The organism is Nitrospira sp., assembly GCA_024998565.1.
Classification (GTDB): Bacteria; Nitrospirota; Nitrospiria; order Nitrospirales; family Nitrospiraceae; genus Nitrospira_A.
Window position 1 is genome coordinate 152806 of sequence record JACOEM010000009.1, and the last position, 26817, is coordinate 179622.

26 protein-coding genes and 2 tRNA genes are annotated in these 26817 nt (G+C 58.3%); 15 read left to right on the plus strand and 13 right to left on the minus strand.

Annotation, left to right across the window (positions count from 1 at the left end; translation table 11 throughout):
* Nucleotides 1-67 precede the first annotated feature (67 nt).
* On the minus strand, nt 68-514 hold the full coding sequence (locus H8K11_15240; protein ID MCS6265109.1) for a ferredoxin:thioredoxin reductase: 447 nt from the start codon (nt 512-514) through the stop codon (nt 68-70).
* Between the two features lie 137 nt (nt 515-651).
* On the opposite strand from H8K11_15240, the gene H8K11_15245 reads away from it, so the two are divergent.
* The 9 genes from H8K11_15245 (at nt 652) to folE (ending at nt 9364) form a co-directional block, all read left to right on the plus strand.
* Nucleotides 652-3687 carry a VWA domain-containing protein gene (locus tag H8K11_15245; GenBank protein ID MCS6265110.1) on the plus strand — a complete coding sequence of 1012 codons (3036 nt, stop codon included), beginning with the start codon at nt 652-654 and terminating at the stop codon, nt 3685-3687.
* A 43-nt stretch (nt 3688-3730) separates the two neighbouring features.
* Entirely contained in the window at nt 3731-4141 is a 411-nt protein-coding gene (locus H8K11_15250; GenBank protein MCS6265111.1) for a hypothetical protein, read from the plus strand.
* 71 nt (nt 4142-4212) lie between these two features.
* Nucleotides 4213-5154, plus strand: coding sequence for a malate dehydrogenase (mdh, locus tag H8K11_15255; GenBank protein ID MCS6265112.1), 942 nt, complete (start codon nt 4213-4215; stop codon nt 5152-5154).
* Between the two features lie 184 nt (nt 5155-5338).
* On the plus strand, nt 5339-5845 hold the full coding sequence (locus H8K11_15260) for a urate hydroxylase PuuD (GenBank protein ID MCS6265113.1): 507 nt from the start codon (nt 5339-5341) through the stop codon (nt 5843-5845).
* Between the two features lie 277 nt (nt 5846-6122).
* Entirely contained in the window at nt 6123-7400 is a 1278-nt protein-coding gene (gene nuoF / locus H8K11_15265; protein ID MCS6265114.1) for an NADH-quinone oxidoreductase subunit NuoF, read from the plus strand.
* 12 nt (nt 7401-7412) lie between these two features.
* Nucleotides 7413-7769, plus strand: a complete 357-nt coding sequence (locus H8K11_15270; GenBank protein MCS6265115.1) for a (2Fe-2S)-binding protein — start codon at nt 7413-7415, stop codon at nt 7767-7769.
* A gap of 63 nt (nt 7770-7832) precedes the next feature.
* Entirely contained in the window at nt 7833-8153 is a 321-nt protein-coding gene (gene erpA / locus H8K11_15275; protein ID MCS6265116.1) for an iron-sulfur cluster insertion protein ErpA, read from the plus strand.
* A gap of 148 nt (nt 8154-8301) precedes the next feature.
* Nucleotides 8302-8736, plus strand: a complete 435-nt coding sequence (locus H8K11_15280) for a 6-carboxytetrahydropterin synthase (GenBank protein MCS6265117.1) — start codon at nt 8302-8304, stop codon at nt 8734-8736.
* On the plus strand, nt 8729-9364 hold the full coding sequence (gene folE, locus H8K11_15285; GenBank protein MCS6265118.1) for a GTP cyclohydrolase I FolE: 636 nt from the start codon (nt 8729-8731) through the stop codon (nt 9362-9364). The genes H8K11_15280 and folE overlap by 8 nt, the downstream gene beginning before the upstream one ends.
* Here the strand turns inward: folE and H8K11_15290 are convergent.
* On the minus strand, nt 9361-10164 hold the full coding sequence (locus H8K11_15290; protein ID MCS6265119.1) for an alpha/beta fold hydrolase: 804 nt from the start codon (nt 10162-10164) through the stop codon (nt 9361-9363). The two genes, folE and H8K11_15290, sit on opposite strands and share 4 nt — an antisense overlap.
* A 152-nt stretch (nt 10165-10316) precedes the next feature.
* Here H8K11_15290 and H8K11_15295 point away from each other — a divergent pair, with 152 nt between their 5' ends.
* Together H8K11_15295 and H8K11_15300 are read left to right on the plus strand one after the other, a co-directional pair.
* Complete coding sequence (locus H8K11_15295) at nt 10317-11606, plus strand: replication-associated recombination protein A (protein MCS6265120.1); 1290 nt, start codon at nt 10317-10319, stop codon at nt 11604-11606.
* Nucleotides 11607-11668: 62 nt separating this feature from the next.
* Nucleotides 11669-12046 carry a PilZ domain-containing protein gene (locus tag H8K11_15300; GenBank protein MCS6265121.1) on the plus strand — a complete coding sequence of 126 codons (378 nt, stop codon included), beginning with the start codon at nt 11669-11671 and terminating at the stop codon, nt 12044-12046.
* On the opposite strand, the gene H8K11_15305 is transcribed toward H8K11_15300, so the two are convergent.
* Both H8K11_15305 and H8K11_15310 read right to left on the minus strand, forming a co-directional pair.
* Complete coding sequence (locus H8K11_15305; protein ID MCS6265122.1) at nt 12043-13884, minus strand: ABC-F family ATP-binding cassette domain-containing protein; 1842 nt, start codon at nt 13882-13884, stop codon at nt 12043-12045. The two genes, H8K11_15300 and H8K11_15305, sit on opposite strands and share 4 nt — an antisense overlap.
* 158 nt (nt 13885-14042) lie before the next feature.
* Nucleotides 14043-14118 (minus strand) — tRNA-Ala (locus H8K11_15310).
* Between the two features lie 359 nt (nt 14119-14477).
* Between H8K11_15310 and H8K11_15315 the strand changes: the two genes are divergently transcribed.
* Nucleotides 14478-15800 (plus strand): adenylosuccinate synthase, encoded by a 1323-nt coding sequence (locus H8K11_15315; GenBank protein ID MCS6265123.1) that lies wholly within the window; start codon nt 14478-14480, stop codon nt 15798-15800.
* A gap of 115 nt (nt 15801-15915) precedes the next feature.
* Nucleotides 15916-15991 (plus strand) — tRNA-Lys (locus H8K11_15320).
* A gap of 15 nt (nt 15992-16006) precedes the next feature.
* Here H8K11_15320 and H8K11_15325 read toward each other — a convergent pair.
* Both H8K11_15325 and H8K11_15330 read right to left on the minus strand, forming a co-directional pair.
* A complete protein-coding gene (locus H8K11_15325) occupies nt 16007-17092 on the minus strand; it encodes a site-specific integrase (GenBank protein MCS6265124.1) in 1086 nt (361 codons plus the stop codon).
* Nucleotides 17073-17399: a helix-turn-helix domain-containing protein gene (locus H8K11_15330; protein ID MCS6265125.1), complete on the minus strand. Its 327-nt coding sequence runs from the start codon at nt 17397-17399 to the stop codon at nt 17073-17075. Before H8K11_15330 ends, H8K11_15325 begins: the two co-directional genes overlap by 20 nt.
* Nucleotides 17400-17663: 264 nt before the next feature.
* Between H8K11_15330 and H8K11_15335 the strand changes: the two genes are divergently transcribed.
* Nucleotides 17664-18167: a JAB domain-containing protein gene (locus tag H8K11_15335; protein ID MCS6265126.1), complete on the plus strand. Its 504-nt coding sequence runs from the start codon at nt 17664-17666 to the stop codon at nt 18165-18167.
* 217 nt (nt 18168-18384) lie between these two features.
* Here H8K11_15335 and H8K11_15340 read toward each other — a convergent pair whose 3' ends face one another.
* The 7 genes from H8K11_15340 to H8K11_15370 form a co-directional block, all read right to left on the minus strand.
* The gene (locus H8K11_15340) at nt 18385-18597 is read right to left on the minus strand and encodes a hypothetical protein (GenBank protein MCS6265127.1); all 213 of its coding nucleotides are present in this window, start codon (nt 18595-18597) and stop codon (nt 18385-18387) included.
* A gap of 160 nt (nt 18598-18757) precedes the next feature.
* Nucleotides 18758-19762, minus strand: coding sequence for a hypothetical protein (locus H8K11_15345; GenBank protein ID MCS6265128.1), 1005 nt, complete (start codon nt 19760-19762; stop codon nt 18758-18760).
* Between the two features lie 79 nt (nt 19763-19841).
* Complete coding sequence (locus H8K11_15350; protein MCS6265129.1) at nt 19842-20117, minus strand: DUF2523 domain-containing protein; 276 nt, start codon at nt 20115-20117, stop codon at nt 19842-19844.
* Nucleotides 20114-21382: a hypothetical protein gene (locus H8K11_15355; GenBank protein ID MCS6265130.1), complete on the minus strand. Its 1269-nt coding sequence runs from the start codon at nt 21380-21382 to the stop codon at nt 20114-20116. Before H8K11_15355 ends, H8K11_15350 begins: the two co-directional genes overlap by 4 nt.
* A 94-nt stretch (nt 21383-21476) precedes the next feature.
* Nucleotides 21477-21740, minus strand: coding sequence for a hypothetical protein (locus H8K11_15360; GenBank protein MCS6265131.1), 264 nt, complete (start codon nt 21738-21740; stop codon nt 21477-21479).
* 206 nt (nt 21741-21946) lie between these two features.
* Nucleotides 21947-22948 carry a replication initiation factor domain-containing protein gene (locus H8K11_15365; GenBank protein MCS6265132.1) on the minus strand — a complete coding sequence of 334 codons (1002 nt, stop codon included), beginning with the start codon at nt 22946-22948 and terminating at the stop codon, nt 21947-21949.
* Nucleotides 22945-23253 carry a helix-turn-helix domain-containing protein gene (locus H8K11_15370; protein ID MCS6265133.1) on the minus strand — a complete coding sequence of 103 codons (309 nt, stop codon included), beginning with the start codon at nt 23251-23253 and terminating at the stop codon, nt 22945-22947. The genes H8K11_15365 and H8K11_15370 overlap by 4 nt, the downstream gene beginning before the upstream one ends.
* A 714-nt stretch (nt 23254-23967) precedes the next feature.
* Here H8K11_15370 and H8K11_15375 point away from each other — a divergent pair.
* Nucleotides 23968-26817, plus strand: coding sequence for a DEAD/DEAH box helicase (locus H8K11_15375; protein MCS6265134.1), 2850 nt, complete (start codon nt 23968-23970; stop codon nt 26815-26817).

Sequence of the window (26817 nt, forward strand, 5' to 3'; positions counted from 1 at the left end):
AGCAGGAGAGACAGGGCTGAGAGTCTGAGGGCAACGGCAGGATTCCGGCCGGAAGGCATCAGCTTGATCACGGCTGCGGGGCGGACTCCGGTGTGGTCGGTGGAGTGCCTTCTTTCGGCGCCATCGGCAGTGCTTTGTGCCGGAGCGCCCGTCCCTTTTCCGGCGTTGGATCGGTGATGAGTCCGTAACACTGGCGACCTTCGTGGTCCTCCGGCAGATATTCGGTGATCGGCATGCCGTCTTCACGGACGAAAAGCAGGCAGTGGCAGTATTTGTAGATTTGCATCTCGTCGCAGGCGCACATCCAGCGTCGCAGCTTGGCTTCGGCCTGTTTGTCGGGGTAGAAGTTGCAGGGGCACAACGGCTTCCCCAACTCATCGACGTGGGCGGCGAGGCCGAGTACCACCGCGTTGGTCACGGCTTCATTCGGGTGCATGGCGGTCCCGCTCTTCTCGGCGAAGCCCTTTACATACTTCCACATCTTGTCGAGGCTTTCTTTGCTCGGTTCAGCCATCCTGTCCCCCGCGTTACCACTGCCCGGTGAATCGTTGTCCGTGCGCCATCGGTCCCTGCCCCTCGCGAGGACACAGTTTACAAGCGAAATTGTGTCCTTTACAATCCACAACTTCCCCCAAAACGGATTCTGGCACTATGGCGTCTGGGCGCTCCTCTGAACAACTGTGTGATCTGCTGGCCGAACAACTCGGGCCTGACGCGGCTGCTGCCGTGGTGACCGCTATCGCCGATTCGGCTGCCAGGCCCGATGCCGTTGACGGTGTTCTGGTGTTGTTGGACGAACTCACGGAAGAAGCGCCGAAAGCGGCCAGGGCTGCGATCGATGCGTTAGCCGACATGCAGCGTCGCGGCCTGCTGGCGGATGTGCTGCCATGGGTCGATCTCGGGGTGGCCATCGCGGCCGATTCCGGTGCGCTGGCCTTGAGATTTTTTAAGGAGAGTCCGTTGCTGCTCGGTCTCATCGAGCCATCCGGCAGAGCCATCGTGCTGGCCGCCGCATTGGAACTTGCGGACCGCCAGGCTAATGTGGCGGTGGAATTCATCCGGATTGCTCCGGAAGCGGTCGCTGTCTTATCTCCGGCAGATTGGTCCGTGTGGATGGATCTGGCCTGTGAACTCACGGAAACGGATTTTGCCCTGGCGGTGGAATATATCCGCCAGATTCCCTCGATTGCTCGTGTCTTGTCGCTCGATGCCGTTCGTGCCTGGGTGCGGTTCGGCATGAAGCTCATCGTCGAGAATAGTCTCGGCAAACCGGACTACTTGGGAGTCTTGGAATTCTTCAGAACGAGTCCGGCCATTCTGGAAGATATTCCCGGGCCGTCACACCGCAACCAGGTGATTGGTATCGGTGCGCAGATGGCCGAGCGGGCCCCGGCAGCAGGTATTGCGGTATTGGCGGAGGCGCCTGCGATCCTCCGCCGTCTTCCTTCGGAGAAATGGCGGACTCAGGTGCTCCGCTACGGGTTGCTGGTCGCCGAGCGTGACGCGGAGACGGCACTGACCTATCTTCGACGCTGTCCTGAATTGATCGCCTTGGTCGGGTCCGGTGAGGGAGCGGAGGAGAAGTTCCAATCCTGGTTTGCTTCCGGCATGGAAGTGTTGGAGTACAGCCAGGAGGCGGGGCAAGCCTACTTCGCGATGGAAACGGAGAAGGCCTTGGGCGCCGTGTCTCAGGCCATGAGCGGGGTACCGTTGCGGCAGATCGCCCGGCGCGTCAAATTGTTCGCGCAGGCGCTCTGCGGTCGCGATCTGCGCATTCACGATCTTCCCGACTCTCTCGAATCGACCCAGCCGATGGCTCGTGCCAGGGTGAGTGAAGACGGGCAGAGCATCGGCCTGCCGTCCCTCGTCAGGCGGTATCCGACCTACGATGAAAACGTGCGGCTCTATATGGTGATGGCGGCGCATGAGGCCGGACATCTGGAGTTCGGCACATTCGAGTTGCCTATTGTCAGGTTACAGGACCTGGTTGAGGATCTTGCGCAGCGTTATGGGCGTCCCGCCTCAACGGAAACACGGACCTTGGGTGATGTATTTGCGCGGTATCCGCAGCCTGGCCTGATTCGCGATCTCTGGGCCCTTGTGGAGGATGCCAGGGTCGAATATCTGTTGCGCGCCGAATATCCCGGCTTGAGCCGTGACCTGGCATCCGTTGCCAAAGACGCGGTGAACGTTCGAAGTCTTGCGCATGGCATGACGGTGCGCGAATTAGTGGTCGATCAGCTCCTGCTGTTCACCACGACGGATGGCGGATCGGTCATCGTTCCGGACGCAGTCAAAAGCGAAGTCGATCAGCTCTGGTCGCTTTGCCGGACGATCTACCATCCTCGGGCCACCGCCGAGGATGCGGTGCGCCTGGCGGACCGCCTCTATGCGCGGATGGACGAGTTATTAGCCATTCGTCGCGAGGCCATTCCCAGCCAGGACGAAGCGGAGGTTCCGGAACAATCCATCCCCGCGCCCAAGTCGTCGGAAGACCTGTCCGATACGTACCGGCCGATGGACAATTGGGACTATCGCGGCGCGATGGATCCCAATCTGGTGCGCGACCGAACGGAATCGTCTCCCGAACAGAGTGCGGCGTCCGGCCAGGGTGATAGCGAAGGCGGCGCGGGTTTGGCCGGTGATGCCGGAGGTTCGTCAGGCGCGGGCACCGCGCGCTCGCAGCAGATGTCGCAAGACGTGCTTGTCCCCGGCCGCCGACAGCCCTCGCTCGTGGAGGAGGTGCTGGCGGTCGAAGGCGAGGGGGCTCGGCCGGAGAATGACAAAGCCGGCGAGACCAAGACGGTTCGTTACCGGGAATGGGATGCGGCCATTCAGGACTACCGCATGAATTGGTGCCGGGTGGTTGAGCGCGAGGCGGTTGAGGGGACATCGGACTTTGTGGAAGAGACCCTCGCCGCCCAACGGGGAACGGTCACGCTGTTGCGTCGCTATTTCGAAAGTCTGCGCCCGCCCGGGCTCCGGCGCGTTTCCGGTCAGTTGGACGGAGAAGACCTGGACATGGATGCCGTGATCGGTCGAGTGGCTGATCTGTCGGCGGGCATCGAGCCATCGGAGCGGATCTATGTGCGGCGCGAAAAACGGGAACGTGAGGTCGCCGCCGCATTTCTGGTGGATCTCAGTGGATCGACGAGTCGTCAGGTCGAGCAGGGACGGCGGATTATCGATATCGAAAAGCAGGGGCTCGTGCTCCTCTGTGAAGCGTTGACGGCGATCGGCGATCAATTCGCCGTGTACGGCTATTCGGGGCAGGGGCGGAACCAGGTGGATTTTGTGGTCGTGAAAGGCTTCGACGAACTCGTAACCGGGCGTGCCGGGGCCAAGTTGGGGGGGGTTGTGCCTCTGCAGCAGAATCGCGACGGCGCGGCCATTCGGCATGCGACCAGCAAGCTTCTCGCCCGCCAGGCCAAGACGCGGATTCTAGTCGTCATCAGCGACGGCCGCCCATTGGACGACGGCTACAAGGACGACTACTCGCTGGAAGATACGCGCATGGCGCTGCGGGAGGCCCGTGTCAGCGGCATCGAACCGGTCTGCATCACGATCGACAAGCAGGCGGATCCCTATGTGCGTCGAATGTACGGAGATGTGCGGTATGTGGTGATTGATCGGGTGGAGGGGTTGCCGGAGAAGCTCCCGAGGATTTACCATCGGCTCACCGCCTGAATGGTCGTGCGCGAGGCCTTTGCAGTACTGGAGTATACCAACGATGATTGAGCAGCCGACACGACCGACTGTGCCACCGTGGCTCTATAAGTTATTTACGGGCCATCAATATCCCTATGTGCGACGGCAGGCCAAATTTGCGAATCGCGATACCAAGCCCGGAGAGGAACGGCCGGAACCGACGCGGGAGGAGATCGACGCCAAGTTTTGGGAGATTTATCCGCGCTGCACGGCCAAGATTCTCGAGGAAGTCAAAGCCGGCATGATCGTGGTATTCCACGAACTGGGCGAGTATCCCGCCGGCGGGTACCAGGGATTGGTTGATGCGCCCGAAGAGTTTCTCGCGGCACACTACGGGAAGAAGAAAATCAAAGTGAATTTTTACGACGGGGATAATTTTGTCTGCACGATCAATTTCAAGGTCGGCGGCTGGACGGGTCACGAACACGCGTGAAGGGTAAACGGTGAGTGTAAGGGACCTCTTGCACTTGACGCTTCACGTTTCACGCTTCACGAGGTGGGATGATGGGACGACCAAAGATTACGGTAGTGGGCGCGGGGAATGTCGGCGGAACGGTCGCGCAGCGGCTGGCGGAGAAAAATGCGTACGATGTCGTACTGGTCGACATTGTGCCGGGCATCCCGCAGGGCAAGGCCTTGGATATCACACAGGCCGGGCCGGTGTGCGGGTACAGCACCCGCGTCGTCGGGACGAATGGGTATGACGAGACCGCCGGGTCCTCCATTGCCGTCATCACGTCGGGAATTCCCAGGAAACCGGGCATGAGCCGGGACGAACTCCTGGCGACGAACGCTAAAATTGTCAAAACGGTGGTGCGCGAGCTGGTATCGCGTTCGCCGAACATCATCCTTATTCTGGTGACGAATCCGTTGGACGCCATGGTGCATGTAGCGCGACAGGTCAGCGGACTGCCGAAATCACGAGTCCTCGGGATGGCGGGTGTCCTGGATACGGCGCGCTTGCGGTCGTTCGTAGCCGAAGAATTGGATGTGCCGGGCACGGAGGTGCAGGCGATGGTGTTGGGGGGGCACGGGGATACGATGGTGCCGCTGGTTCGGCAAACGACGGTGACCGGGAAGCCGATCACGGATCGATTGGCTCCGGATCGGCTCGCTGCCTTGATTAAGCGGACACAGGACGGCGGGGCCGAAATCGTGGGGCTGCTCAAGACCGGCAGCGCGTTTTATGCGCCCTCCGCCTCCGCGGTGGATATGGTCGAAGCGATCATGAACGACCAGAAGCGGGTGGTGCCCTGTGCCATGCTCTGTGAGGGGGAATACGGGCTGAAGGATGTCATCGTTGGTGTGCCCGTGACGTTGGGACGGAACGGGGGTGAAGCCATCGTTGAATATGATCTGACGGCTGAGGAGCGCACTGCATTGCAGGCGTCCGCGGATGCGGTGCGGGACTTATGTGCAGTCGTTGATCGCCTGCTGACTGCGTGACCGGCCGACTTCGGGTGGGCATGGGACGCAGGTTGCTTGACAAGGCTCAATGGCCTGCAGTAGAGAACGTGGTTGGCAGTAAACCGTTACAGTTGGGGGGCGTATGAAATTCTTGGAGGATCCATATCAGACATTGGGCGCAGGATTTGCGCTCGCTGTCGGATTGATAGTCGTCTATCTGGGTATGGCGGGGGTGGGGGCGGGCGAAGCCGATTGGTTCGGTCTGATCGTTCGCTGGGTTCATTTCCTGGCCGGCATCACTTGGATCGGACTGTTGTACTTCTTTAACCTTATCAATGCTGGCTTTCTCAAGAGCCTGGATGGACCGACGAAGAACATCGTCATTCCCAAGCTCATGCCTGCTGCGCTGAATTGGTTCCGCCATGGCGCCACGGTCACCGTCCTCGCGGGGATCGTCCTCTACGGCTACCTCTATTCAAAGGGTGGAACGGGGGCGCTTGCACTGGGGATCGGCGGTCTCCTGGGTATCATTATGATGGGGAACGTGCACGGGATTATTTGGCCCAATCAGAAGAAAGTCATTGCAGCGGTGGCTGCGGCTGCCCAGGGCACGCCCGCTCCGCCGGAGATGGCTCAGTGGGGAAAAACGGCCTTGATCGCATCACGCATCAACTTTTTGCTGTCTATTCCCATGTTGTTCTTCATGGGAGCAGGGAGCCATTTGAAGTAAACCGTTGAGTGCGCAGGATCACGGGGATTGGTCGTCCAACTCGGGTGGCCAGTCCCCTTTTTCTTGGGCCAATCGGTGCCGGGTACCGTAATCGAAGGCCGGCGAGTCTTTGGACTGATTCGCTGTAGGCCTATCAGGCCTAACTGATTGAGATTCAGGCCTAATCAGGCGAACTTGGCTTGACGGCCCCCGGAGGGCAGCCGTATAGTACGTTCCTGCTAACCTGGGGGTGCTACCCCCGAAAGGGAATAACGTGACCCTACCTCAACCAAGGGTATTGCAGAAGCTTGAAGGGGCTCCTTGGGAAATCGACCCCTACCTCAAGACCGGCGGGTATGAAGCCTGGCGGAAGTGTCTGAAAGAAATGACCCCAAACGACATCGTCGGCGAAATTAAGAAAGCCGGGTTGCGCGGTCGTGGCGGCGCCGGTTTTCCGACCGGTACGAAGTGGGACAAGGTCCTCAATCATCGAGTGCAGGAACGTTACTTTGTCTGCAACGCCGGTGAGCATGAGCCGGGCACCTTCAAAGACCGTCATCTCCTGAAGCATATCCCGCACCAACTGATCGAGGGCTGTCTCATTGCCTCTCGAACCGTGAACGCCAAAGCCTCCTACATTTACGTCAACCATGAGTACGCGGAAGAAGAGGCCAATCTCAGAAAAGCCATCGCCCAAGCCAGGGAACGTGGCCTCTTGGGGAAGAATATCCTCGGAACGGGCGTGGACCTCGACCTTGAAGTCTACTCCGGCCATGGCAGTTATGTAGCTGGTGAAGAGACGGCCATGTTGGAGTCCATGCAGGGACGTCCGGCCATGCCGCGTCAGAAGCCGCCGTTCTATCCCACCGATTTCGGACTGTACGGGAAGCCGACCTTGGTGAACAACGTTGAGACGTTGTGCAATATTCCCCAGATTCTTAAAAACGGCGCCGCGTGGTTTACTCAGGTGGGGACGGAGAAGTGTCCCGGGACCATGCTCTTCTCTCTTAGCGGATCGGTGAATCGGCCCGGAGTGTATGAAATGCCGATGGGCGTGACGATCAGGGACCTCATTGAGACGTGCGGCGGAGGTGTCCCTAACGGGCGCAAGATCAAGGCCGTATTCCCAGGGGGGCCTGCGTTCTCAATGGTCACGGCGGATCAACTGGATCTGCCGATGGATTTCGATTCACTGAAGAAGGCCGGGACCGGACTCGGCTCCGCCGGGACGATTGTGATTGACGACGCCACCTGCATGGTTGCTGCTACCCTCAAGTACTCAAATTTCTTCAAGGGTGAAAGCTGCGGCCAATGCCCTCCGTGCCGGATGGGTACGATCAATCTGGCGACATTGATGGACAAGATCGAGCGCGGAGAGGGGAGCCAGAAGGACCTCGACTCATTGCTGCAATTGTGTGGATTTGTAAAGGGCACCGGGTACTGCACCCTGATCACGGGTGCCGCAGTCCTGGTGCAGAGCAGCCTGCGATTGTTCCAGCATGAATTTGAAGAGCATATTCGTTTGCAACGCTGTCCCTTTCAGCCGGCCCGCACTGGGGGCGGTGCGAACGCCTAGAGGAATGGTCGGATGCCGCGTGTGAGTTTTCTTCATCCCCAGGGGCGGAGCGGTGAGGTCGAGTCAAATCTCACGCTGCTGGAAGCTGCCAAGATGCTGGGGTTTGAACTGAATCACGATTGCGGCGGCAATGCGTCCTGTACCACGTGTCGCGTTGAAGTGCAGACGGGTGGGGACAATCTGTCGGAGATCGATTTCGACGAACAGGACTTGTTGGATCGTGAAGCCTTGTCGGAGCCGTGGCATCGGCTAGGGTGTCAGGCAAGGGTATTAGGAGATGTGGTGGTGCGTGTGCCGGAAACCAAATGGGTGCAGCCCACATCCGCCTCATCAGGCGAAGTCGGAAAAAGAGGGACAGGACTTCCGTAAGTTCCAGTGAGATGGTAGAGTAACGAAACGTGCCGAACACGTAGACCAGAAGGAGGACCAACGATGGTAACGATTACGCAATTGGCCGAGCAGAAAATAAAAGAACTCATGACCGAGGAAAAAGACGTGGTCGGTCTGCGGATCTATGTTCGCGGCGGAGGATGCCACGGGTATCAGTACGGCATGGCCTTCGAATCCAAAATGGCCGACGATGATACGGTCATTGAAAAAGGCGACGTGAAGGTCATCATGGATTCGCAAAGCGCACCGCTGCTTCAGGGCGCCGAAGTGGATTATGTCGACAGCTTGCAGGGGTCCGGATTCTCGATCAAGAATCCGCAAGCCAAGACGACCTGCGGGTGCGGCAGTTCTTTCAGTGCGTAAGAGCCTTCCGGTTGTCCCCCAACCGGATTGCGAATGGTTCATTGAGTAGCAGCAAGCCGGGAGTGGCTCCCTCTCTATCGTGGGGGCCCTCCCGGCTTGTTCGTTCTGTCGATCTTTCTGGAGAGTTGTCTCGATGTCTGAGGCCACCATCACCCGGCGCTATCGCTTCTGCGCTGCCCATCGGCTGCATACCGATCAGCTGTCGGCTGAGGAGAATTGGGCCACTTTCGGGAAGTGCAATAATCCCAACGGACACGGCCACAACTATGTGGTGTTCGTGTCCGTCAGAGGTGACATCGATCCGGTCACGCATCAGGTGCTCGATGTGTCACGGCTTGATGCCGTGGTCGAACGGATCGTGGTGCAACGTTTCGATCATCAGGATTTGAATCTGGATCCTGAGTTCGCGACCCAGACCACGACCGGAGAGAATCTGGTGCTGCTCATTTGGGACTTGCTGGTGGATCAGCTTCCTGCGGGACGGTTAGTAAAGGTCGGAGTAATTGAAACGCGGGATAACTACTTCGAGTATTCCGGCTCCGTGGAGAGCATGCGGAGAGAAGAGGGAGTGAGGCATGGCTAAAGTGGTTTCTGGGTCCCGAGCCAGACGGTCGCGTGTCTCTGCGGCGCCGACCGACCAGGATCCGATCGAAGGGCTGATGACGAATCTCTTGCTGGAATTGGGAGAGGACCCTGACCGTAACGGCCTCCTCAATACGCCGAAGCGGGTTGCGAAGGCCATGCGCTTTATGACTCAAGGGTATCGGCAGGATATCGATCATCTGCTCAACGGGGCTCTGTTCCCGATCGAGTACGACGAAATGGTGATCGTGAAGGACATCGATTTCTTTAGCATGTGCGAACACCACCTGCTGCCGTTTTTTGGAAAGTGCCATGTTGGGTACTTGCCGAACAAGAAAGTCGTGGGGCTCAGCAAGATTCCCCGGGTGGTGGACGCGTTCAGCCGACGACTGCAGGTTCAGGAACGGCTGACGCTCCAGATCGCCGAAACACTGAAGAAAAAGCTGAATGCGCATGGTGTGGCGGTGGTGATGGAAGCGCGGCATCTCTGCATGATGATGCGGGGCGTCGAAAAACAGAACACCGTGGCCGTGAGCAGTTCCATGCTGGGCGTGTTTCGCACACAACAACAGACCCGCGAAGAGTTCTTGAAGTTGATTCGAGGCAGCAGCGTCAGAGACGGAAACTAATCGCCTTCCGCCCGTAGTTCCTCGACGAAGTTTCTCACCAGATCGTTAAAGACCTCAGGTTGTTCAAGATTACTCAAGTGCCCGGCGGCAGGGATCACCGCCAGCCGGGCACCGGGTATTCCTGTCGCCATCACTTGCGCATCGGCGAGGGGTGTGGTGTGGTCTTCCTGGCCGACTACCACCAGAGTTGGGGAGGCGAGCGTGCGGAGATGGGCGACGGAATCGGGGCGATCCGCCATGGCCATCAGATCGACGAGAATGCCGCTCACCGGCGTGTGCCGGATTGTGCGCCGGACGTAATCAACCAATTCAGGTTTCTGTTGCAGCGATGTTGCGCCCAGTAGTTTCGGGAGCATGATGTCCGCCACGGCGTCGGCCCCTTTCCCATAGGCAGTCTGAGCCAGATTGAAACGTCCCGTGCGTCCCTCCGGGCTATCCGCCTGCGCTCGAGTATCAGCCAGCACCAGTCCTTTCAGGCGGCTCCCGTATTTTCGGGAGAAGGCAAAGCTGATATATCCTCCCATCGACAGCCCGACCAGGACCGCTTGTGGAACGGCAAGGTGGTCGAGCAGTGCGCAGACATCGTCGGCGTACTGGTCGAGTGAAAAATTCCACAGCGGGGCATCCGACTCACCATGTCCGCGCAGATCCACGGCGATGGTCCTGAATTGTCGGGACAGCGCGGTCGTCTGCGGTGTCCACATCGAGCGATTCAGCGGGAACGCATGGAGGAAGACGAGAGGAAGTCCTGTGCCCCGGTCATCGTAGGCCAACCGAATGCCCTTCGTGTCGCAAAACATGAGTTCATCCTTTGTGAAAAGCTGATGGGTGGGTGGTAGCATTGCCGCGCGCGGGAATCAAGGGGAGGGTCGACAGGTGGTGACGAGAGTCGTTTGCGATGATTCCCTTGCGACAGCTAGAATGGAAAAAGCTTTTCAGGCAAAGTACGACGATGTCTTCCCATGATTCCACAGGAGATCTCTTCGCGCCGGCACAGACGGCCACCCGTTCGGGAAAAGTCCCGCTGGCCGAACGGATGCGTCCTCGAAGCTTCGATGACCTCGTCGGGCAGGATGAGGTGGTGGGGCCGGGGCGTCCGCTCAGAAATGCCATCGAACGGGATCAACTCTCCTCCGTTATTTTCTGGGGACCGCCGGGTTGCGGGAAAACCACGTTAGCCGGGCTGGTCGCACGGCACACCGAATCCCAGTTCGTGCCGTTTTCAGCCGTCACCGGCGGCATTCCCGAGTTGCGGGAGATTATTAAGGCTGCGGAGCATCGTCGGGCGATAGGCCGGGCGACCACGCTGTTCGTCGACGAAATTCACCGGTTCAATAAAGCCCAGCAGGACGCCTTTTTGCCGCATGTCGAACGGGGGACGGTGGTGCTCATCGGCGCGACGACAGAAAATCCGTCCTTCGAACTGATCGCGCCCTTACTCTCTCGCTCCATCGTGGTGTTGTTGAAGCCGCTGTCAGAAGAGTCGCTCGGGTCCATTCTGGACCGTGCAGTGTCCGATAGAGAGCGGGGACTCGGGTTGCTCCGGATCACGTTGCACCCCGCTGCCCGCGAGCGGCTGGTTGCCTTCGGCAACGGGGATGCCAGAAGCTTGTTGACGACGTTGGAGTTTGTAGCCGGCCAGGCGCCTGTCGGGCCGGATGGATCGCGGACGATCGATGAACAGGTGCTGGAGGCTGCGTTACTCAAAAAGGCGCTTCGTTACGACAAGTCGGGCGAGGAGCACTACAACCTGGTGTCGGCGTACATCAAGAGCCTGCGCGACTCGGACCCGGACGGCGCCCTCTATTGGCTGGCCCGTATGTTGGAAGGCGGGGAGAATCCTCGATTCATTGCCCGACGGATGGTGATTTTTGCGTCAGAAGATATCGGCAATGCCGATCCGATGGCCCTGGTGATGGCCAACGCGGTGGCCCAGGCAGTGGAGTTCGTCGGGCTGCCGGAGGCTCAAATCAATCTGGCGCACGGGACGACGTATCTGGCCTCGCGGCCCAAGGATAATGCCTCCTATGTGGGCCTGCAGGAGGCGGTGCGGGATGCGCGCCAACATGGCAATCTCGGTGTGCCGCTGCACCTGCGCAATGCCGTGACATCCCTTATGAAAGACATCGGATACGGGAAGGGGTATCGGTATGTGCACGACGATCCAGCCGCCAAAACCGACCAGAATCACCTCCCGGAGCCGCTCCGTGGCACACGGTATTACCGCCCCAGACCCTCGTAATTTGGTGAAGAAAGGGGCTGGACAAACCTGGGCAGACGGTTATACTTAGGGCCGAGGTCAGCATGGCGCGTCAATCCAGTTCAGCGGAGAGTGTGAGCGAACGCCGGAAGTATGTCCGGGCGACGCTCGTCGGGTCGGCCCTGGTGTCGCCGCAAAGCGGTGCCAAGGGTTTTACGGCCGTGCTGAACAACGTCAACAAGATCGGCGCCGGCCTTCATTCCAAAGAGACCCTGCCCATCGGCGCAAAGATTACCGTGTCGCTGGCCTTCCTGGACCCGGATCGCGTGGAACAACAGGAGAAGCTGAACGCCACCGTGGCGTGGGCCAAACCGTGGGAGAAGGGAATATTGCTGGGGGTGGTGTGGGATGATCTGGTGACGAAAGAGAAGAACCGCTGGTTGTACTACTATCTTGAAGAGACGCTGAAGTCGACCGATTAACCGATTGCCGTCAGTTTGTCCCGCACGTCCTGCAATTCATCGGACAACGATTCCCATCGCGCAGTGAGTCGCTCCAGTTCCTTTTTCCAACCTTCCTGCTCACGCTGCAATTCGCTCCATCGTCCATGTTCCTGGTAGAGGGCCGGGTCGGCCAGTTCCAGGTCACGCGCTTTCACTTTGGTTTCCATTGAGGCGATCTCGGACTCCGCGCGCGACACCTGCTTTTCAAGGCGCGCCTGCGTTTTGCTCAGATCCCGACGCTCTCCGCCCTGAGATTTCTGTTGCACCTGCGAAGCCATGGCCTTGGTGGGGCCGTCTGATTTGCCCGCTTGGGCGGCGGCGAGTTCCGCGCTGCTCTCCTTGATCGATTCGAACTCCTGCGCCTTCTTCCACAAAAAGTACTCATAGTCGCCGAGATAATTTTTCGCCTGGCCTTCATCCACTTCAACAATCAGCGTGGCAACGCGCGTCAGAAACGTCGGATCGTGGGAGATGAAGATGATCGTTCCCGGAAAGTCCGTCAGGGCGTCGGTCAGCATGTCCACTGAGGCCGGGTCCAGGTGGTTGGTCGGTTCGTCGAGCAGCAATGTGTTTGCCGGCTCTACCAGCATGCGGGCTAAGGCCACGCGATTGCGCTCGCCGCCACTGAGGGCCTTGATCGGCTTTTTCTGGTCATCACCGGAGAATAGGAAGGCGCCGGCAATACCGCGAAGAAAGTTCGTTTCGGCCTGTGCGGAAACCTCGGCGAGGGACTCCAGAATTGTGTCGTCCGGGTCCAATGATTCCGCTTGATGTTGGGCAAAATAGTGAAGCGTGACTCCGTGCCCGACCTGCCGCGTGCCCTTTTCGAACGGCAGCACGCCGGCCAAGATTTTCAATAGCGTGCTTTTCCCGGCGCCATTCTCACCCACCAGCGCGATTCGTTGGCCCCGTTCCACGGTGAAGTCCAGCGACCGGTAAATCACCTTTTCGCCGTAGCTCTTCGCGACGCCTTTGAGTTCCAGCACGTGCCGGCCACTGGCCGAGGGCAGGGGAAACTTGAAGCGCACGCGTTTGGTATCGCGTTGCCGCTCGATCAACTTCACCTTGTCCAACTGCTTGATACGCGACTGCACCTGCTTGGCTTTATTGGCCTGATAGCGAAAACGATCGATGAAGTTCTGGACGCGGGCCACTTCTTTGCTCTGCCGGTTGGCGGCGGATTCGATCTGAGCGTCTCGAGCCGCCCGGAGCTCCTGGAACTTCGTATAGTTGCCGCGGTATTCCTGAATGGTCCGATCGCGGAGTTCCCAGATGTGCGTAGCGATGCTGTCCAGAAATTTGGTGTCGTGCGAGATGACGAGGAGCGTGAGATTCGAGTCGAGGAGAAACCGCTCGAACCAGCGCTGGGTCGGTTTGTCCAAGTGGTTCGTGGGCTCGTCCAGCATGAGCACGTCGGGGTTCGAGAGCAGCAGGTGCGCGAGGGCGACGCGCATGCGGTATCCGCCGGACAGGTTCTCGATCGGTCGTGAAAAATCGGTCTCCGAAAAGCCCAGGCCGGCAAGGATTCGTTCGGCTTCATGCTCCGGATACAAATCGCGGTGGGTGGCATCCAACACGGTTTTTCCGACGATGGTTTCGAGTTCCTGCGGGAGGTAGCCGACACGGAGGCGCGGGCGTTTGCGGATACTTCCCTTATCGGGAGATTCCTCGCCCAGAATCATCCGGAAGAGCGTCGTTTTTCCAGCGCCGTTCGGGCCCACGAGGCCGACACGGGCACCGGGACGCAGGTGTGCCGTGGCACCTTCGAGCAGCACTTTGGTAGCAAATTGTTTATGGACAGATTCAAGCTGCAGCATGGATCAGTAAGACTCGGTGTAAGGGGTGAAACGTTCGGTGAGGTACCCGCTGGGGAGTGTCAGCGCCTCTGTGCGCACCGGCGGCCGGCCAAGCGTATGACTCGTAGAGTTCGGATATCCCCGCACACATTCGAAGCGTTGGTCGGACAAGCTTTATTTGGTGGAGCTGGCCGGGATTGAACCGGCGACCTCGTGAATGCCATTCACGCGCGCTCCCAACTGCGCCACAGCCCCACGCAAGCTTGTCTATACAGGTGCACAGGCACGGGAAAAAGAAACAACGTGCAGACGTAACTCTGCAATCTAGCATGGGCGGTTTTTGTCAGTCAAGAAAAGCATTGGAGTGCGGCGCCGCTGGGTCCTCATTTTTTTGCTCCTGCAGAGAGAGGCAGCAAAAAATCTCCGTGGGATGGGCCGGGAAGAGGAGGGCGAGCATCTCGTGTCTGCCGACGGATAGAGGGTCATCGCTGAAAAGCTTGCTTGACAAACCGCGAAGCGAATCCTACCATGATGCCCTTCCGGCTCTGATCAGTACGAGGTCAGGGCTTTTTTTTCGAGTGCAGCAAGGGCAGAAGGAGCGTAGGCAGCGAACAATGGCGAATCTCGTCATCATCGGCTCCCAATGGGGCGACGAAGGCAAAGGGAAAATTGTCGATATCCTCGCGAAGGATGCCGATATGGTCGTGCGGTATCAGGGCGGGTCCAATGCCGGCCATACCGTCATCAATAAGCGGGATACGTTCATTTTCCATCTTATCCCCTCCGGCATCCTGTATCGCGGCACCCGCTGCCTGATCGGCAACGGCGTCGTGGTTGATCCCGGGGCGTTGATTGAGGAAATGGATCATCTGCAGGGGCAGGGCGTGAAGATCGGGAAGAATTTTGCGGTCAGCGACCGTGCGCATTTGATCCTGCCCTATCACAAGGCGATCGATAAGGCGTCTGAACAGTCGAAGGGCGTTCGTCGCATCGGTACCACCGGGCGCGGGATCGGGCCCTCGTATGGCGACAAGATGGCGCGCATCGGCATTCGGATGGGCGATTTGCTGAATCCCGCCCTGTTCAAGCAGAAGCTGGAAGAAAACCTGGTCGACATCAATTGGCTGCTCGAGCAACTGCACAAAGTCGACTGTTTCGAATTGGAAAAGGTCTACCAGCAGTACATGGGGTATGCCGATCGTTTGAAGAGCTACATTATCGATACGGCCCTCGTCGTGAATAAAGCCGTCGATGCGGGCAAGACCGTGCTGTTTGAGGGCGCGCAGGGCACGCACCTGGACGTCGATTTCGGCACCTATCCCTATGTGACCTCGTCGAGCTCATCGGCAGGCGGCGCCTGTACCGGCACCGGAGTGGGGCCGACGAAAATCGACGCTGTGATGGGCATCACCAAAGCCTATACCACGCGTGTCGGTAGTGGACCGTTCCCGACCGAACTGACCGATGAGGTGGGGAGTTGGCTGCAGGAGCGCGGGAAAGAATTCGGCGCTACCACCGGGCGGGCTCGCCGCTGCGGGTGGTTCGATAGCGTGATCGTCCGTCATGCCACGCGAGTGAACGGGCTCTCGTCGTTGGCCGTGACGAAGTTAGATGTGTTGGATGGCTGCAAGGAACTGAAAGTCTGTACGGGGTATCGGGTGAACGGCAAAATCCACCGTGAGATGCCGTCGGATCTGCTGGCGTTGACCAATTGTGAGCCGGTGTATGAGCGGGTGCGTGGCTGGAGTGCTCCCACCACTGGGGTCACGACCTACAAGGATTTACCCGCGGAAGCAAAGCGGTACCTCACGAGGATCGAAGAGCTCGCTGAATGCCGGATCGATATGATTTCCACCGGCTCGCGGCGCGATGAGACGATCATCCTCAATAATCCGCTCAAGGCGGGCCGCCGTGTGCGTCCGCAACGGTCACGGTAGGGCCCGAATTGTTCGTCGAACGCATCACTCGCCGTAGCGAACCATCACGTGTCAGTGGTATGATCCCCCTCCGTCCCGCGCCACGCGTGACGATGTGCCGTTGTTATGTTTTGGAGAGTCGGTAGCTCAGCTGGTAGAGCATCGCCCTTTTAAGGCGAGGGTCCTGGGTTCGAATCCCAGCCGACTCACCATATAAAGTCAACGACTTACGAGACATTAACATCTCGAAAATCTTCAAAAACTGCTCCGTGTGCTAAATTTGTGCTAAACCGCTTCGGTTGGCACTCATCCAGCACCTTCACACCCTCTCTCAGGCTTTCCGGCGAATGATGCGCATAGCGTTGCGTCATCAAATTCGTCTTATGCCCGAGCAGCCGTTGGACCTTGTAGAGATCCACCCCGCGCTGAACCAACCGCGTGGCGAAGGTATGTCGCATGTCGTGAAACCGAAAATCTGGAATTCCGGCCCGGTTGCGCGCCTCACAAAACTCCCGCACCAGAAAACGTACTTGCAGGAGATTGCCGAGCGGAGTCTTGAATACTGGCCCACGTGACAGGCCGGTTGCAGCCTGTTTCGAAGCCAGGAGTTCATAGACTTTGGTATTGAGAGGAATGGTCCGTCGTGTGCCGTTCTTGCTTTGCATCACGATCAAGGTGCCCCGAGAAAAATCCACGTCCTGCCATTGCAGGTTCAGGATCTCGCCTTGGCGCATGCCGGTATTCAGGGCAAAGACCATGATCTCTCGCAGCCACGGTGACGACGCGGCCATCAGCCGGTCTTCCTCCTCCGGCGTCAGCCAACGGTCCACTTCGTTCCTCACCTGTTCCATGGAGACCCGATGCATCGGGTTTTCCCTGCACCATTCCCATTCCCGCATGGCCAGGTTAAAGGCATGCCGGACGAGCTGAAGTTCCTTATTGATGGTCGCTGGAGCGGCTCGTTCTATCCGCCGCTGGGCCTTGTACTGAGCCATCACCTTCGGCGTGATATGGGCTAGGATTCTATCTCCCAATACAGGGAGGAGATGTCCCAACGCGGCATGATCGCGCAAACGGCTTTTGGCCGCTTTCAGGGTGGCTCGTTCCGCGACGTACCGCTCCATCATCTCCTTGAACGTGTGTTCCTGTTCCTCACGCCGCTCGAAAAACTGACCCTCGGCAATTTGGACCTTCACCTTGGCATAAATGGCTTCGGCCAATTGCTTCTTGCTTGTTCCCGTGCTTCGCCGGACTTGCCGGCCCTGATACATAAAACTCATCCACCATACGTCTTTACGCTTCGTGAGCCCCATCCTGCTCCTCCTTCCCGATGAGGCCTGATTTCGGTCTGGTTTCCCCGTGGCAGGGAGTATAGACCTCGCGTTTGGCGGCTTCAATGATCGCATCGACCGTTTGGAATTGGGGGCACCGGCCAAACGTCACTGGCTGATGGTGGCGGGGTGGTCCATCCAACCAAGCCCGGATGGCAGGGGTTTCGAACCGGATTAATCCGTTTAATCGACGGTAGGGAATCCTGTTCTGAGATACCCACAGATACAGCGTGGACTGCTTGACGTTAAGCCATCCGCATACCTCTTTGACGGTTAACAACGTTTGCATGGCTGGTTCCAATCGTGAAGAGTTCTTAAAATCCCGCGCACTCATCGGTCTGGTGTTTCATCGAACATTGATTCGGAACACGTTTCTAATTGGGTGCGACCCGTGGCCGGAGAGCAGCGGAGCAGGCCTTCCCGGTCCTCTCCGTGCCGGACTCCGTCCCTCCAGGCCTGCCCACTGCGAGAGCCCCGTGCCGCCTCCTTCGTTACGCCCCACCCTTGGTTGGTGAAGGGTGGGGCTAGAACATACTTTCAGAAGGAGGCGGACATGTCCGTTGACAGTTCTCTCGGTTCCTCGAACGGTGAACGGCCACTGAACCCGGTTCGGAAATACGGCATCCCTCGGTACCGTGTCACGCTCGTGCGTGAGGGCCGTGCCATTCCGGCGGCGGAATCGGTCCATACATCGGAAGGTGCTGCCGCGATCCTCCGGCCGTTGTTTGCCGGTCTGGACCGGGAACAATTCCTCATCTGTGGCCTGGACGCCAAACACAAGCTCATCGGCATCAATGTCGTCTCGACTGGCTCTCTCAACTTGACGATTGTGCATCCTCGCGAAGTCTTTAAGCCGTTGATCCTCATGAATGCCGGTGCCTGGCTCTGTTCGCATAATCACCCGTCTGGCGATATCACGCCCAGTCCCGAAGATCGAGTCCTGACCAAGCGGCTGCGTGAGGCCGGAGAACTGTTCGGCATTACGCTTCTCGATCATCTCATCCTCGCCGAAGAACGCTATTACAGCTTCGCCGACCAAGGCTGGCCCGGCGCTTAGCGCAGCAACCGCAACACCCAGGCAGCGCCGGCCGCCACGAGCGCCAGCCCGATTGCTGCGGTTCCCCAGGCGACCAGGTCGACAGCCAGCGCATTGCCGATGGTTTGAATCTGTGACGCCGTCATGCTCCCTCTCCCTTGTCATCACTTTCAGCATGTTCTCTTAGTTTGAAGGAAAGGAGGCAGGCTGCTGCCAGCCTGCCTCGATGGGCTACCGCTCAGCCCACAATCGCGCGCACGCGCTTAAAGGCGTAGATCGCCAACGCCACCCCAATCAAGGCTGTGGCCCACAAGAGCAGATCGGCCCGCACCGTGGCCACATCTGCCGACACGGGAAACAACTGCGCCTGCGACAGCGCCGGGACACCCAAGGCGAACACGAACGCCATGAGCAGGCCCCCAAGCCCTTTGACCCAACCCCATCCCTTCATACGGCACCTCCTTGTGCTGATGGTGGTTCCGTCCACCCACGCCGCCGGATTGTTCGCCGACGGTCGAACGCCTCAATGGCTTTGAGGCAGAATCAATTTGATAATCAGGCCGACGGCAAAGCCGCCGAGCCAAAAGATCGCCGTGAAATAGGTCATCGCCTCAATCGCCGGCAGGTCCATAGAACACTCCTTCACCAATGAGCCGCATCGAGCCCTCTTCATAGACTTCTGAGACCGACAGGCCATAGCGTCCGGTAATCTGTGCCGCCGTGAGAATTTCGCCGCTATCCAATAAGTAGCGCCAGCCTTGCCGGTCTTTAGTCATCCCGGCACCACCGAGGATTCGTACTGGTCGCTTCGGTGGAGTGGGAGTAGCAGGAGGTGACGGTGCCAGGCCCAAAGGATTGAGCAGACTGGCTGAGCTCGAAGGAACTGAACCAGCCGACACACTAGGCACAGGCGTTGGTCCGGCGGTAGCCGGCTTCGTGGAACCAAGGGACGACCAAGGCCTCCAGACCATGAGACCGATCGCGAACAGTCCTGCGGCAATGCCGATTGCCACCCGCGCCGATTTGAAGACCGTGTGGCTGCGTTTCTCTTCTCGAATCGCCGCCGAGGCGTAGCTCGAATAGTAGGCGTACACCGCCGGCGAGTACGTTCCGACGAAGGCCCGAATGACCTCGTTGTCTTCGGGGTTGCCGCGCACCTTGCCCTGATACTTCTTCGAGAGTCCGACAAAGCTCAGCTTGCGGAACTTGACCGTCGCTTCGATGAGCCGAGTGACACCTTGCGACATCTGTCGGAAGTCCTGGCTCATGAGCAGAATATCCACGCCGTAGTGACGATGCGTTTCGAGCCAGCGGAGCAGACCCGGTTCGACTTTTTGCAGCGACCGAAACACGGTTTGGGCTTCGTCGATGATCACGGCTGAACCGGGCTCGACATGGGGAAAGGCTTGCAGGACTTCGACGGAGTCCTTCCAGATGGTGATCTGTTGTTCGAGGGTAGACAGTTCAATACCGGTGAACAGGGAAAGACGATCTAAATAGATCCCATCGACAGCGATATAGAGCCGCCGGCCTTGCTTCACCCAGGGCAGAAATTTCTCACAGATCGCGTGATAGGACTTCCCTGAGCCTGGTACCCCTTCATACAGTTCGATCATCGCAGACTCCTGAGATACACCCAGATCCACAGCGCGAGGATAACCGTCCAGGCATAGGCCCACCCCATCACGAGTTGGTTCATGAGCCCCACCGCACAAAGGGAATGGTTTGTAAAATGAATCTCGTCCCCATGGCGCTCGCCACGATGGCCAGCGCCTGACTCATGCCCGTCGCGCCCAGCACCCACGCATAGTGATCGGGAATCACCGGCAGGGTGAGCCCAGCCGTGCCGATGGTGGCGAGCGTGCTGTCCGCCACGGAGAGGAGGGAATCCCATATGCCGAGTCCCCAATCGGTGAGCGAGAAGAAGAACTCCTGCAGCCAGCAATAGATGAGCGTGAGAATCGCCGTCATGTCGTCTGGCCTCCTCCCACAAAGATGATGCGGTAGGCGGCAATGGAGGCGGTCGCAATGACGAGAGTCCTCAACACGGTGAAGAACCAGGCCCATTGATTGAAATCGACCTGCTGACTCCCGAAGAAGGCCGACGGCAAGGCGATCACCGGCAAGGTGGAGGGCCAGGTGAGTGACTTCAAGAGATTCAGCGTGCTCAATAAGCCGTTCGTGGCCCAGATGGTTTGATGTGCCTGCAAGACCGTGCCGAAGGTCCGGCTCTCATGTGAACCGACCGCGCAGGAGGTCGTGGCTTCTGTCTCTTCCTGCTGTGTCGTCGAGCCGTCCGGATTCTGGGTCGTCGTGGTAGTGGTGGTCGTTGTCTGCTGCTGAGTATTCTGCTGTGGGGTGCTGGCCGGAGGCGGCACGTTGTCTGCCACCACGATATCCCCGGCAGGTACGGGCTTCGGTTTGACCGTTGTCGGCATTTCAGTCGGGCTGACGGGCTGGGAGACGGTATTGTCTGCCGGCTGCGTCGTGCCCGTCGTGCCGACGGGATTCGTATGAGATTCGACAGATTTGGGATCACTCGCCGGGAGGCTTGTGACATAGTTCGCCACGTGTTGTTGGGTGGGATCGATCAGGCCGTCTTGCAATGGAGGAGGCGATCCCGGGATGCCTACGCGATGGCAGACATACAGATTTTGCCCACCGACCGCCGGCCCAAAGACGAAGAAGTTCCCGGGAAAATACACGGCAGTGCTGACGCTCTGAAAAGGCCCCACCACCCAATCATGTTGATATTCCGCATCAATACTGCACAGCGGCACATCGGTCGCGCTGAATTGAATGGTGGCATAGGGATAGGCAGGGTTCGCGGGCGTATTGGTGCCGAGGCCGGGAAAGGTCTGGGTGCCGGCATTGGTCGTGGTGACTTGCCAGCCGCCTGGCGTGGACGCCGCGCTTTTGATCGCCGACAGATCGGCCTGAGAGTAATACATCTGAGCGAGGACCAACCCGGCGCCGACTCCCAACGCCGCCCATCCCACCGGACCGGCGACCATGCGCACCGCCAGCGAGGTGGCGGAGGGCGCCAAGGCAGCGGTCGCGACTTGTGAAGCGAGGGCGGACCGTTGCGAGGCCAGGTAGGCAATGCGTTCAGCTTGGGCGACCACCCGCGCATACTGCGTCGTGGTCTGGGCTAAGGATTCGCCCGGCGTAAGGCAGAGTGAGACGAAGAGGGCCCAGACAAACCCGAGATACGTCATGAGAGAAAGCAGTTTCATAACCGTCCGACTCCGAGGCCGGTGAGGAAGGCCAGTAACAGGACCGCCACGAGTAGAATGGTGAGATCCATTGGCCTTCCTCTCCCTCTAGCCGTTACTTCACGACGTCTAAGCCGGTGAGGTCGAAAAATGTACGTCCGGTCTGTTCGAATTTCCGCACTTCGATCGACGCCTTGGCCTGCTTGCCTTCTGCCTGCTTACAGATCTCGATCAGCGACATCTGATCGTCCGGAATGCCCAACCGCAGCACACCCGGGTCTTTGCCCTTCACATAGAAATCCACCGATCTGTACACCTTGCCCTCCCGGCTCCTCCGCTCGACATACCCCTGCACGGCTCCCTCTGCTTTGACTTGCATCGTTCACCCCTCCTTGTTGTGAAAAGACTCTCGGATCAGCTCTGCGCCTGACCCACACGCCCCGGCCCGCAAGCCGGACTTTTGGCAGCAATTCATATTCGAAGCCACACGCCTCGCACATCACAAACAACTTTCCTTTTCGAAACTCTCCACAGGCTCCGGCGGCGTGGCAATTTGGACCTGGACAGGTCCGGAGGTACACGACGTTAGGTCCGAGGTTTGAGATGAAGCACATAGGGCGTTCCCTTCCTCCGTTGCTTCAGCAGGGCATAGTGCTTCTGTGTCCATCGCTTGGTGCCCGCATAGATCATCTCCATCAGGAACTGATCACCCCGGCAGGCCACCACCACCGCCAACATCGGACTGATGGCGTTGGCGAGCCACGCCGCTACGTCATCCAACCGCTGCTGAATGCGTTCGACAACCAGTCGGCATCGCATAAAGCCTTCAGTGAGGGCTTTCCACCAGTCCACTAACGGCGCTCGGTACTTCTCATAGGATTCCGCCTCTCTGGTGGTTTCACGGAAATCCACATAGGAGCGGAGGACGCCGACTAAGAAGGCCCGCCAATCTTCGGGATCGAGCGTGAGCAGCGCTTTCGCACAGGCCTGGGCTCGATCCTGTTTGAACTCCAGTTCCCATCGCACTCCGTATAAGGCCGCGTCTTCTCGGCCTCTGGCCTGAAGTTCGAGCCGCTTGTCATAGACCCGCAGCATGGTCTGGCTTTCCCGGCTGCCGAAGTAGAGGGTCTCGCCCGTGCGCACACCTTCACGATGATTCGAGGCTTGGATGACTTTGAATTGTTTCGAACGACTCACCACCTGTCCGGCCTCCACGGCTAGCCGGACGGTCTCCACTGCGACAGACGCCTCCCGGTCGTCCAGGGCGACATCGATGCGGGTGACATGGCCCTTCTGCGCAAAGATCCAGGCGAGGACCGTTTTAAGCTTGGTCTCATCCCACTGGGAAACGATTCCGGCCGAGAGATCCACATGCACTTCTTTCGGATTGCGAGGAGCACCCGTCCCCAGTTTCCCGACGCCCGTCTTGCCCTGTGTCATGAGCTGAGCGAGGGGGTACCCGCGAAAACCGGTTTCACTCTGGAACCAATCACCGCCAATCAGCGAGATCACCTCGGCGACCTCAGCTTTGGGAAGCGTGAAGGCGAGCCAATCGATGGTCTGCGTGAATCCTCCGGAACCCGTCATTTCTTCCTCCTTGGAGCCTGTGCGATAGACGCCCCCGTCTTACCAAGTCGGGGGCGGGGCCGCTGCGCGCGCCGCCGGCTGGCGCCGCCGGTCGCGCTGCGCTGTCCCAGTTCCCGTGAGGCGAAAGGAGACTGTCCTTGCCCGTTCCCCTGCATGGCGGCCTTCACCCGGTCGAGATCGAACCGGACAAACCGACAGATGCGCTCCACCGGAATCTGGCCCTTGCGGTAGGCACGGCGGATGGACTTGACACTGACTTGCAGTTCCAGGGCGAGTTCCTCGATCGTTAACCACGTTTTTTTCATCGCGTCTCCTCTTCGGTTCAGCACACGACGTACGAGCGGACCATACGCAACGGCGCGTGAGTGGTGAAAGAGCCCGTTCGGGGACACTGGGGGACAATAGGGGACAGTAAGGGACAGGAGTTCCAGGCGAGCACGTACTGAAAATCGAAGGAGCTCATGACGTATCAGGCCCTGATCTAGTCATCAGTTGCCCGACAGCTCGCAGCTTGATACTCACGTGAGCCGCTCCAGCATTATGAATTCTGATGTTCGGACTTCTCCGCGTAGAGATTTGAGCACGGAAACATGCGGATGAAACAATCGACATGAAATACGTAGATGAGCGATTCGGCGATGCGTTTTCGTCTGAAAACATGGATAGGGCCAAAAAATAGGCACTAGGATCAAACGGCCCTATTTTGAGGACAGATTTCCTGCCTGCCATCTCTCCCGACCCCGAGAGCTGGCCGGTTGTCCTACTGCAAACCGAATGCGAGCGGGATCGCATCCCTAACGTCGCAAAATGATTCGTATTAAGGCCTAAGAGAATATAGGGGGCCTGAAAAAAGGCAAAAAACCGTAAGTAGAAGCAAAAAATTGGCTTGGAGGCCTGAGGGCAGTGGGAAACCGATATTGCAAAGAAAATGAAGGGGGGTTTCGTAGAAATATTTTTCTGACCGTATCTATCACAGATGGGTGATTTCGTTGATGAAAGCGGGTATCCTTCCGCCTGAAATGCTCACTCCCTATCATGCCAAGTACTTCGCCCACGAACTCACCAAACGCTGTCCGTCGGACAGTATCGAGAAGCTCGCAAGCGCGTTAGTGGATGCCCAGGTAGATCTGAATCCTCATCAAATCGAAGCGGCCCTCTTTGCCTTCCGGTCGCCCCTCTCAAAAGGTGCGCTCCTTGCCGACGAAGTGGGACTCGGGAAGACCATTGAAGCCGGTCTCGTGCTCTCTCAGAACTGGGCTGAGCGAAAGCGGCGGGTCCTTGTCATTACGCCGTCCAATCTTCGCAAGCAATGGCACCAGGAACTCCAAGAGAAGTTTTTTCTGCCCTGTCGCATTCTAGAGACCAAGTCCTACAATGCTTCTGTCCGCCAAGGAAACGTCCGTCCATTCGAATGCAGCGACCTCGTCATTTGCTCCTACCAGTTCGCAAGGTCAAAAGCGGCAGAGATCAGTCTCATGCGCTGGGACCTCGTGGTGATCGACGAGGCCCACCGACTTCGGAACGTGTACAAGCCGACCAATGTCATTGCCAATACTCTGAAACAGGCCCTCAAAGATGCACCGAAGCTTCTCCTTACGGCTACACCTCTCCAGAATTCGTTGCTCGAATTGTATGGCCTCGTCAGTGTAGTGGACGACCGCATTTTCGGTGATCTCAAGAGTTTCAAGGAACAGTTTGCGAATCTCCACAACCAATCGACCTTTGATACCCTGAAGGCACGTCTGGAGCCGATGTGCAAACGCACGCTTCGTAGGCAGGTGTTGCCGTATGTACGCTATACCAAGCGTCTGCCGATGGTGCAGCCATTCACGCCGTCAGAGAGCGAAGATCGGCTCTACCATCTGGTGTCCGACTATCTCCGGCGTGACAATCTTCAAGCCTTGCCGGCCAGTCAACGGTCCCTGATGACCCTCGTCCTCCGTAAGCTCTTGGCTTCATCTTCCTTCGCCATCGCCGGGGCTTTGAACTCGATGAGCCAGCGTTTGCGGGACCGACTTCGACAGGCTGAGGGACCGAACCCACTAGAGCAAGCGTTGGAGGATGACTTCGAAGCCCTCGACGAGATTGCCGAAGAATGGGAGGAGGACGGGGAGCACCCTGAACCTCTCACCGAAGCAGATCGTAAGGCTATTCAGCAAGAGATCGAGGATCTTGAAGGATTCAGTAAGCTCGCCGTTTCTATTACCCACAACGCCAAGGGGCAGGCCCTTCTGACAGCGTTACGGACGGCTTTTGGTAAAGCCTCAGAACTTGGAGCGGCACAGAAGGCCATCATCTTTACAGAATCCAGGCGGACGCAAGAGTATCTCCTCCGAGTGCTTGCCGACAGTCCGTGGAAAGACTACATCGTTCTGTTTAACGGCTCCAACAACGATGAGAAGTCGAAGCAGATCTACCAAGATTGGCTCCAGCGCCATCAGGATACCGATCGGGTGACCGGGTCTCGGTCTGCCGACATGCGTTCCGCCATTGTGGACTACTTCAAAGAGCAGGGCCAGATCATGATCGCAACGGAAGCGGGAGCCGAAGGCATCAATCTTCAATTTTGCTCCCTCGTGGTCAACTACGACCTCCCCTGGAACCCTCAACGGATCGAGCAGCGTATCGGTAGATGCCATCGCTATGGCCAGAAACATGATGTGGTTGTGGTGAACTTCCTGAATCAGAACAACGAAGCAGACCAGCACGTCTTTCGTCTCCTCTCTGAGAAATTCCAATTATTCGAAGGTGTCTTTGGAGCCAGCGACGAAGTGCTAGGCGCCATCGAATCCGGGGTGGATTTCGAGAAGCGCATTGCCGCTATCTACCAGCGGTGCCGTACCACGCAGGAGATCAAAGCCTCGTTCGACCAGCTGCAGAGTGAGCTCGGCAGCCAGATCGACGAAGCTATGACTCGCGCCCGCCAGCTCCTGCTTGAACACTTCGATGATGAAGTCCGCGAGAAGCTGCGCGTGAGCGACGAGAGCTCACGGCTCTATCTGAATCGATACGAGCGTATCCTCATGCAGCTGACACGCTTTGAGCTGCGCGACCATGCAGACTTTCTCACGGATTCGTCCTTCAGGCTAAAATCCTGCCCCTTTGAAGGAAACATCCCGCTGGGGCTGTACGAACTCCCTCGTCGCAGCGGCGAAGCGCATCTGTACCGACTCGCCCATCCGCTGGCCGAGAAGCTATTGGCACATGCAAAGGATCGGGCGCTGCAATCAGCTGGGTTGACGTTTGAGTATGGCAAGCATGACGGCAAAGTCACGGTCGTTGAACCGTTCATTGGCAAGTCCGGATTCTTAAATGTCTCACTCTTCACGGTCGAGGCATTGGACCAGGCGGAGGATTATCTTATCTGTACTGGGGTGGCGGATTCTGGTGAGGTCTTGGATGAGGAAGTCGTGCAGCGTCTGTTCTCACTGCCTGGAACAGTCACACAACCTGATCCATCAGCGATTGACGATGCGACGTTTCGCACACAGAAAGAAGCACGCCAGGAAGCCATTCGCCGCCAGATATCAAAGCGCAATGCGGATTTTTTCGAGATCGAGGTAGACAAGCTGGATTCTTGGGCCGACGATCTGAAAGTGGGATTAGAGCGAGAGATTAAGGAGTTCGACCGGCAGATCAAGGAGGCGAGGAAGGCAGCCGTAGCAGCCCTCACGTTGGAAGAGAAGCTAGCCGGCCAAAAACAGATCAAGGCAATCGAAACCGAACGGGGCAAGCGCCGCCGGGCCCTATTCGATGCACAGGACGAGATTGATCGACGGCGTGAACAACTGATCAACGAGATTGAGGGGAAGCTGCAACAAAAGGTAAGCTCCCAGCAGCTCTTTACGATCCATTGGCAGGTACGGTAA

Bases quoted from the DNA above. Each gene is read 5' to 3' on its own strand.
- H8K11_15240 (MCS6265109.1), bottom strand. From the start codon at position 514: ATGGCTGAACCGAGCAAAGAAAGCCTCGACAAGATGTGGAAGTATGTA.
- H8K11_15245 (MCS6265110.1), top strand. From the start codon at position 652: ATGGCGTCTGGGCGCTCCTCTGAACAACTGTGTGATCTGCTGGCCGAA.
- H8K11_15250 (MCS6265111.1), top strand. From the start codon at position 3,731: ATGATTGAGCAGCCGACACGACCGACTGTGCCACCGTGGCTCTATAAG.
- mdh (MCS6265112.1), top strand. From the start codon at position 4,213: ATGGGACGACCAAAGATTACGGTAGTGGGCGCGGGGAATGTCGGCGGA.
- H8K11_15260 (MCS6265113.1), top strand. From the start codon at position 5,339: ATGGCGGGGGTGGGGGCGGGCGAAGCCGATTGGTTCGGTCTGATCGTT.
- H8K11_15270 (MCS6265115.1), top strand. From the start codon at position 7,413: ATGCCGCGTGTGAGTTTTCTTCATCCCCAGGGGCGGAGCGGTGAGGTC.
- erpA (MCS6265116.1), top strand. From the start codon at position 7,833: ATGGTAACGATTACGCAATTGGCCGAGCAGAAAATAAAAGAACTCATG.
- folE (MCS6265118.1), top strand. From the start codon at position 8,729: ATGGCTAAAGTGGTTTCTGGGTCCCGAGCCAGACGGTCGCGTGTCTCT.
- H8K11_15290 (MCS6265119.1), bottom strand. From the start codon at position 10,164: ATGTTTTGCGACACGAAGGGCATTCGGTTGGCCTACGATGACCGGGGC.
- H8K11_15295 (MCS6265120.1), top strand. From the start codon at position 10,317: ATGTCTTCCCATGATTCCACAGGAGATCTCTTCGCGCCGGCACAGACG.
- H8K11_15300 (MCS6265121.1), top strand. From the start codon at position 11,669: ATGGCGCGTCAATCCAGTTCAGCGGAGAGTGTGAGCGAACGCCGGAAG.
- H8K11_15305 (MCS6265122.1), bottom strand. From the start codon at position 13,884: ATGCTGCAGCTTGAATCTGTCCATAAACAATTTGCTACCAAAGTGCTG.
- H8K11_15315 (MCS6265123.1), top strand. From the start codon at position 14,478: ATGGCGAATCTCGTCATCATCGGCTCCCAATGGGGCGACGAAGGCAAA.
- H8K11_15325 (MCS6265124.1), bottom strand. From the start codon at position 17,092: ATGGGGCTCACGAAGCGTAAAGACGTATGGTGGATGAGTTTTATGTAT.
- H8K11_15330 (MCS6265125.1), bottom strand. From the start codon at position 17,399: ATGCAAACGTTGTTAACCGTCAAAGAGGTATGCGGATGGCTTAACGTC.
- H8K11_15335 (MCS6265126.1), top strand. From the start codon at position 17,664: ATGTCCGTTGACAGTTCTCTCGGTTCCTCGAACGGTGAACGGCCACTG.
- H8K11_15340 (MCS6265127.1), bottom strand. From the start codon at position 18,597: ATGAAGGGATGGGGTTGGGTCAAAGGGCTTGGGGGCCTGCTCATGGCG.
- H8K11_15345 (MCS6265128.1), bottom strand. From the start codon at position 19,762: ATGATCGAACTGTATGAAGGGGTACCAGGCTCAGGGAAGTCCTATCAC.
- H8K11_15350 (MCS6265129.1), bottom strand. From the start codon at position 20,117: ATGACGGCGATTCTCACGCTCATCTATTGCTGGCTGCAGGAGTTCTTC.
- H8K11_15355 (MCS6265130.1), bottom strand. From the start codon at position 21,382: ATGAAACTGCTTTCTCTCATGACGTATCTCGGGTTTGTCTGGGCCCTC.
- H8K11_15360 (MCS6265131.1), bottom strand. From the start codon at position 21,740: ATGCAAGTCAAAGCAGAGGGAGCCGTGCAGGGGTATGTCGAGCGGAGG.
- H8K11_15365 (MCS6265132.1), bottom strand. From the start codon at position 22,948: ATGACGGGTTCCGGAGGATTCACGCAGACCATCGATTGGCTCGCCTTC.
- H8K11_15370 (MCS6265133.1), bottom strand. From the start codon at position 23,253: ATGAAAAAAACGTGGTTAACGATCGAGGAACTCGCCCTGGAACTGCAA.
- H8K11_15375 (MCS6265134.1), top strand. From the start codon at position 23,968: ATGCTCACTCCCTATCATGCCAAGTACTTCGCCCACGAACTCACCAAA.